Origin of the sequence: Sulfitobacter sp. G21635-S1 (assembly GCF_027213915.1) — a bacterium.
Lineage (GTDB): Bacteria > Pseudomonadota > Alphaproteobacteria > Rhodobacterales > Rhodobacteraceae > Sulfitobacter.
Genome location: NZ_JAPWGV010000054.1, coordinates 1 through 7221 on the forward strand (window position 1 = coordinate 1; position 7221 = coordinate 7221).

The 7221-nt window shown below is 53.3% G+C and carries 1 protein-coding gene, 2 tRNA genes and 3 rRNA genes; all 6 read left to right on the forward strand.

Annotated elements, in window-relative coordinates; translation table 11 throughout:
* Positions 1–407: 407 nt before the first annotated feature.
* The 6 genes from O4H53_RS26650 (at position 408) to rrf (ending at position 7065) form a co-directional block, all read left to right on the forward strand.
* A 16S ribosomal RNA gene (locus tag O4H53_RS26650) occupies positions 408–1869 on the forward strand.
* A 324-nt stretch (positions 1870–2193) separates the two neighbouring features.
* A tRNA-Ile gene (locus tag O4H53_RS26655) sits at positions 2194–2270 on the forward strand.
* A 187-nt stretch (positions 2271–2457) separates the two neighbouring features.
* Positions 2458–2533: transfer RNA gene (locus O4H53_RS26660), tRNA-Ala, on the forward strand.
* Between the two features lie 63 nt (positions 2534–2596).
* Positions 2597–3433 (forward strand): glycosyltransferase family 2 protein, encoded by an 837-nt coding sequence (locus O4H53_RS26665; RefSeq protein WP_269367981.1) that lies wholly within the window; start codon positions 2597–2599, stop codon positions 3431–3433.
* Between the two features lie 434 nt (positions 3434–3867).
* Positions 3868–6764, forward strand: a 23S ribosomal RNA gene (locus O4H53_RS26670).
* Positions 6765–6950: 186 nt separating this feature from the next.
* Positions 6951–7065 (forward strand): 5S ribosomal RNA (gene rrf, locus O4H53_RS26675).
* Together the 16S, 23S and 5S rRNA genes with 2 tRNA genes alongside form the textbook arrangement of a ribosomal RNA operon.
* Positions 7066–7221 lie beyond the last annotated feature (156 nt).

Genomic DNA, 7221 nt, shown 5'->3' on the forward strand with positions numbered 1-7221 from the left:
CCCTCACCGGCGGCGCAGAGATGCACCGGCGGGGCGTCAGACGGGCCGGACGGAAGCGGAAACGCGGACGGGCGGAAACGAGGCGGACAAGAAATATCAGAGGTATTTGGGCGGGGCGCGCCAGGAAGTTAGGGCGCATCTCAGTCTCTTTTGTCTCTACGCTCTTTGAAATTGATAGTATCTGAAGAGATATGTGGGCGGTTTGGTTCATTCGATGGATCAACCTCTTCATATCGCGCTACTAGACTTCGGTCGATGATGTAGTGTCAGCTTCACTGTTTGGACGGCTTCTGGTTACTTTGGTAACTGCAAGCACAACAAACAGAAAAGACGCCTGTGGTATTCAGTAAGTACTGCAGGTCGATGTGCAGAGGTTCGACGTCAAGGATAAGCAAGCAATTGCTTTTCAACTTGAGAGTTTGATCCTGGCTCAGAACGAACGCTGGCGGCAGGCCTAACACATGCAAGTCGAGCGCACCCTTCGGGGCGAGCGGCGGACGGGTTAGTAACGCGTGGGAACGTACCCTTTTCTACGGAATAGCCTCGGGAAACTGAGAGTAATACCGTATAAGCCCTTCGGGGGAAAGATTTATCGGTAAAGGATCGGCCCGCGTTAGATTAGATAGTTGGTGGGGTAATGGCCTACCAAGTCTACGATCTATAGCTGGTTTTAGAGGATGATCAGCAACACTGGGACTGAGACACGGCCCAGACTCCTACGGGAGGCAGCAGTGGGGAATCTTAGACAATGGGCGCAAGCCTGATCTAGCCATGCCGCGTGTGTGATGAAGGCCTTAGGGTCGTAAAGCACTTTCGCCAGGGATGATAATGACAGTACCTGGTAAAGAAACCCCGGCTAACTCCGTGCCAGCAGCCGCGGTAATACGGAGGGGGTTAGCGTTGTTCGGAATTACTGGGCGTAAAGCGTACGTAGGCGGATCAGAAAGTAGGGGGTGAAATCCCGAGGCTCAACCTCGGAACTGCCTCCTAAACTCCTGGTCTTGAGTTCGAGAGAGGTGAGTGGAATTCCAAGTGTAGAGGTGAAATTCGTAGATATTTGGAGGAACACCAGTGGCGAAGGCGGCTCACTGGCTCGATACTGACGCTGAGGTACGAAAGTGTGGGGAGCAAACAGGATTAGATACCCTGGTAGTCCACACCGTAAACGATGAATGCCAGTCGTCGGGCAGTATACTGTTCGGTGACACACCTAACGGATTAAGCATTCCGCCTGGGGAGTACGGTCGCAAGATTAAAACTCAAAGGAATTGACGGGGGCCCGCACAAGCGGTGGAGCATGTGGTTTAATTCGAAGCAACGCGCAGAACCTTACCAACCCTTGACATCCTGTGCTAACCCGAGAGATCGGGCGTTCACTTCGGTGACGCAGTGACAGGTGCTGCATGGCTGTCGTCAGCTCGTGTCGTGAGATGTTCGGTTAAGTCCGGCAACGAGCGCAACCCACATCTTTAGTTGCCAGCAGTTCGGCTGGGCACTCTAAAGAAACTGCCCGTGATAAGCGGGAGGAAGGTGTGGATGACGTCAAGTCCTCATGGCCCTTACGGGTTGGGCTACACACGTGCTACAATGGTAGTGACAATGGGTTAATCCCAAAAAGCTATCTCAGTTCGGATTGGGGTCTGCAACTCGACCCCATGAAGTCGGAATCGCTAGTAATCGCGTAACAGCATGACGCGGTGAATACGTTCCCGGGCCTTGTACACACCGCCCGTCACACCATGGGAGTTGGTTCTACCCGACGACGCTGCGCTAACCTTCGGGGGGCAGGCGGCCACGGTAGGATCAGCGACTGGGGTGAAGTCGTAACAAGGTAGCCGTAGGGGAACCTGCGGCTGGATCACCTCCTTTCTAAGGATGTTTCTAGCAGATTTTAAGTGATACCAACGCGCTCAAGTAGCGAAGCGGTAGCGCATAAAACTCATGAAACACTTAGCAGGACAGTAAACAAAACTGTCCATATTCGGGACATCGCAAGATGTCCTTCGGACCGGGCCGTCCTCATATCTCTTCAGCAAGCGCCTCACGCAGTGAGGCGCGTCGCCCTGACAGGGTATCGCGCAGCGATATCCCCGGAAGGGTTGCAATGCGGGTCCGACCCGCCTGGCGCAACTCGCGCATTGCTTCGCAATACGCTGTTTGCGCGACGTCGATTTTGCCTGGGCAAAATCAACTGGGTCGGTAGCTCAGGTGGTTAGAGCGCACGCCTGATAAGCGTGAGGTCGGAGGTTCAAGTCCTCCTCGACCCACCAAGCGTTTCGCGTAGCGAGGCGTTTCGCTGTGGCAGGGAATCGGCGCAGCCGAAGTCCCGAGAAGGGCAGCGGACGTAATACCAGTTCACAACACATGCCGTGCAGGTCACGGGCCAGTCCTTTCGGGACACTTTGCGTTGCAAAGTACCCTGTCGGACAACAGGCCCCAAACTTGCGCAGCAAGTTTGGGGCCTTAGCTCAGCTGGGAGAGCGCCTGATTTGCATTCAGGAGGTCAGGAGTTCGATCCTCCTAGGCTCCACCATTACTTCTTGTTCTCGGACGGCCAACATGGCTAGAAGGAGACATGAAGATATGTGCGATCACAATGGTTTACCGGGACTACTGGGCGTTATCTCAATGGTACGCACATTATTCACGGCACCTTGGTTCGGATAACCTGTTCATTGTGGCTCACGGATCTGATCCAAAGATTGCGGCACTTTGCCCCCGGGCAAATGTGATAGCGGTTCCAAGGGCGGACCTGACCGGTTTCGACAGGATGCGGGGGCAATTGCTCAACAGCATCCAGGACGGATTGGGTGTCATATATGACTGGGTGATCAGGACAGACGCTGATGAGCTGATCTGCATTGATCCAGCGCATCATGGCTCTTTCGCCGCCTTGTTCAGGTCGCATCGTCGATCCAATGCCTTGTTTGCCCTCGGGTTGAACGTTGCAGAGGTCATCGAGGATGACACGATGAAAGCAACGGATGCAGCGCTGACAAAGCGCAGCAATGCGGTTTTCTCGGGTCATTACAGCAAGGCCTGGGCGGTCAGGCGCGGTACGCATCTGGTTCGACACGGAATAAGCCTGACAAAGGATGCGGTGATGGTGATGCCTGAGGGTGTTTACCTGGCGCATCTCAAGTATGCCAGCATCGACGCACTTACCGAGGCCAATGCGCATCGGTCGGAGATTGCATCTGGCAAAGAGGATGGCTTACCGGGGAAAGCATGGTTGCATGCCGACAAGGACGCCATGAAGTTCTTTGACATGTTTCAAAAAGCACCAAAGATCGACTGGATGACTGCAAGGGCACAGGCCTATGCAACGATTGCAGATGATCCGGTCGCGGAGGCATCGCAAAAGGTTCTCAGAGCCAGATCGGTTACATTCGACAACCGGACGGTCCTGCCTGAGTGGTTCAAGTACAGCTGATTAGATCAGCAAGCGCGCTATGGCGCGTTTGCTCGTCCAATCGGACACTGGTGAGTTCCTTCGGGAGCGCATCAAATTGACATCGTAAAGAGAGATACAATAACAACACTGTTTGGTTGTCCCGCGTAAGGGAATGACCTCGGTTTGGTGCGGCGGACCATGTCTTCGGATGTGGGCCAAAGCGAGCGTTTGCAAGGCTGTTTCCTCGGCCGACCAAGCGTATGCCTGCCGAAAAGAACGTGTTGTCCAAGTCAAGTACACTAACCAGAGACATGACGCTGCACCCTGCACGGGTTGTGGCTATCAGCATGTCTCGTTGTCCAGACGATAGTCTGGGCGGGAAAAAGTATGCTTTTGAACCAGGATAAGGAGGATCAGTTTCTTACCAGCTTCTGATCGTCGCGCGGGACGCAAGTCTTGCTTTTTCTGGATCAAATCAAGCGCGAAAAGGGCGTTTGGTGAATGCCTTGGCAGTAAGAGGCGATGAAAGACGTGATACTCTGCGATAAGCCATGGGGAGCCGAGAATAGGCTTTGATCCATGGATTTCTGAATGGGGCAACCCACCTGATACTGTGTTATTGTTACCCGCTTCGGCGGCGATCAATAATGCGGTAAAACAGGTATTTCTAGACTGAATACATAGGTTTAGAAAAGCAAACCCGGGGAACTGAAACATCTAAGTACCCGGAGGAAAGGAAATCAATTGATACTCCCCTAGTAGCGGCGAGCGAACGGGGACCAGCCGAGCCATGAGTGTGGTTAGAATGCGTTGGAATGCGCAACCAGAGTGGGTGATAGTCCCGTATAAGAAGCATGATTGGACGTATTAAGTAGGGCGGGACACGTGAAATCCTGTCTGAAGATCGGAGGACCACCTTCGAAGGCTAAGTACTCCTTACTGACCGATAGTGAACCAGTACCGTGAGGGAAAGGTGAAAAGCACCCCGACGAGGGGAGTGAAACAGTACCTGAAACCGAACGCCTACAATCAGTTGGAGGGGCTTTACGCCCTGACAGCGTACCTTTTGTATAATGGGTCATCGACTTGGTCTCACGAGCAAGCTTAAGCCGTTAGGTGTAGGCGCAGCGAAAGCGAGTCTTAATAGGGCGTCGAGTTCGTGGGATCAGACCCGAAACCGAGTGATCTAGGCATGGCCAGGTTGAAGGTAAGGTAACACTTACTGGAGGACCGAACCCACATCCGTTGAAAAGGATCGGGATGAGCTGTGCCTAGGGGTGAAAGGCCAATCAAACTCGGAGATAGCTGGTTCTCTGCGAAATCTATTTAGGTAGAGCGTCATCCGAATACCCTCGGGGGTAGAGCACTGGATGGGTAATGGGGCCCCACAGGCTTACTGATCCTAACCAAACTCCGAATACCGAGGAGTACTAGATGGCAGACACACGGCGAATGCTAACGTCCGTCGTGAAGAGGGAAACAACCCTGACCTCCAGCTAAGGCCCCTAATTCATGGCTAAGTGGGAAAGCAGGTGAGACGGCCAAAACAACCAGGAGGTTGGCTTAGAAGCAGCCATCCTTTAAAGATAGCGTAACAGCTCACTGGTCTAATTAAGCTGTCTTGCGGCGAAGATGTAACGGGGCTCAAGCCATGAGCCGAAGCTGAGGATGCATTTATTGCATGGTAGCAGAGCGTAGTGTGACATAAGACTACGTCTTCCTGACTTCTTGTATGGCCAACGACAGTTGCCTGGGTGTTCGCACTCAAGTAGCCGAAGGCGGTAGTGCAAAAAAGAAGTCAGAAAAGACAAAGTCTTTTCTGTGAAGCTGGCGCGTGAGCGATCCGGTGGAGAGATCACTAGTGAGAATGATGACATGAGTAGCGACAAAGAGTGTGAGAGACACTCTCGCCGAAAGTCCAAGGGTTCCTGCTTAAAGCTAATCTGAGCAGGGTAAGCCGACCCCTAAGGCGAGGCCGAAAGGCGTAGTCGATGGGAACCAGGTTAATATTCCTGGGCCAGATGGAAGTGACGGATCTCGAGGGTAGTTCATCCTTATCGGATTGAATGGGCTGCTTAGAGGTTCCTGGAAATAGCTCCATCGCTAGATCGTACCCTAAACCGACACAGGTGGACTGGTAGAGAATACCAAGGCGCTTGAGAGAACTATGTTGAAGGAACTCGGCAAAATACCTCCGTAAGTTCGCGAGAAGGAGGCCCGGTTCCTAGGCAACTAGGGGCTGGGGGCACAAACCAGGGGGTGGCGACTGTTTATTAAAAACACAGGGCTCTGCGAAGTCGCAAGACGACGTATAGGGTCTGACGCCTGCCCGGTGCCTGAAGGTTAAAAGGAGGGGTGAGAGCTCTGAATTGAAGCCCAGGTAAACGGCGGCCGTAACTATAACGGTCCTAAGGTAGCGAAATTCCTTGTCGGGTAAGTTCCGACCTGCACGAATGGCGTAACGACTTCCCCGCTGTCTCCAACATAGACTCAGCGAAATTGAATTACCTGTCAAGATGCAGGTTTCCCGCGGTTAGACGGAAAGACCCCGTGCACCTTTACTACAGCTTCACACTGGCATTAGGCCGAACATGTGCAGGATAGGTGGTGGGCTTTGAAGCCGGAACGCTAGTTTCGGTGGAGCCTCCCTTGAGATACCACCCTTGTTCTGCTTGATGTCTAACCGCGGTCCGTTATCCGGATCCGGGACCCTGTGTGGCGGGTAGTTTGACTGGGGCGGTCGCCTCCTAAATCGTAACGGAGGCGCGCGAAGGTTGGCTCAGAGCGGTCGGAAATCGCTCGTTGAGTGCAATGGCAGAAGCCAGCCTGACTGCAAGACTGACAAGTCGAGCAGAGTCGAAAGACGGCCATAGTGATCCGGTGGTCCCAAGTGGGAGGGCCATCGCTCAACGGATAAAAGGTACGCCGGGGATAACAGGCTGATACTGCCCAAGAGTCCATATCGACGGCAGTGTTTGGCACCTCGATGTCGGCTCATCTCATCCTGGGGCTGGAGCAGGTCCCAAGGGTACGGCTGTTCGCCGTTTAAAGAGGTACGTGAGCTGGGTTTAGAACGTCGTGAGACAGTTCGGTCCCTATCTTCCGTGGGTGTAGGATACTTGAGAGGAGTTGCCCCTAGTACGAGAGGACCGGGGTGAACGATCCACTGGTGGACCAGTTGTTATGCCAATAGCAGTGCTGGGTAGCTATGATCGGACAGGATAACCGCTGAAGGCATCTAAGCGGGAAGCCCCCCTCAAAACAAGGTATCCCTGAGAGCCGAGGTAGACCACCTCGTCGATAGGCCAGAGATGTAAGCGTGGTAACACGTTCAGTTGACTGGTACTAATTGCTCGATAGGCTTGATTTGATCCAGTAGAAGCAAGACTTCTGCCAATCACATCAAAAGCATACACATACATTAGCTGTACTGACTTGGACATCAACACAGCCGTTCCTTCCAGAATGGCAAAAGAGCGGGAACGCGCATCCAAGAATGCGCCGCCTCCCGCCCGAGACCTTCCCATCGCGGAAGGCTCGTAGAGGATTTGTTTGGTTTGGTGATCATAGCGCGAGCAAAACACCTGGTCCCATCCCGAACCCAGCCGTTAAGTGCCGTAGCGCCGATGGTACTGCGTCTTAAGACGTGGGAGAGTAGGTCATCGCCAAACCTAACAAGTCCTCTAAGGCGTTTCCGGTTCTCGTTGAAACGAAGCATCGCCAATGTCCCGAGAGCGCCGAAGGCGCGGCAGGGTAGGGGCGATACAACATAAACTGGAAACGCTAAAATTTGTATCTCTCTTCGATGATCAGATAACTCGACTTAG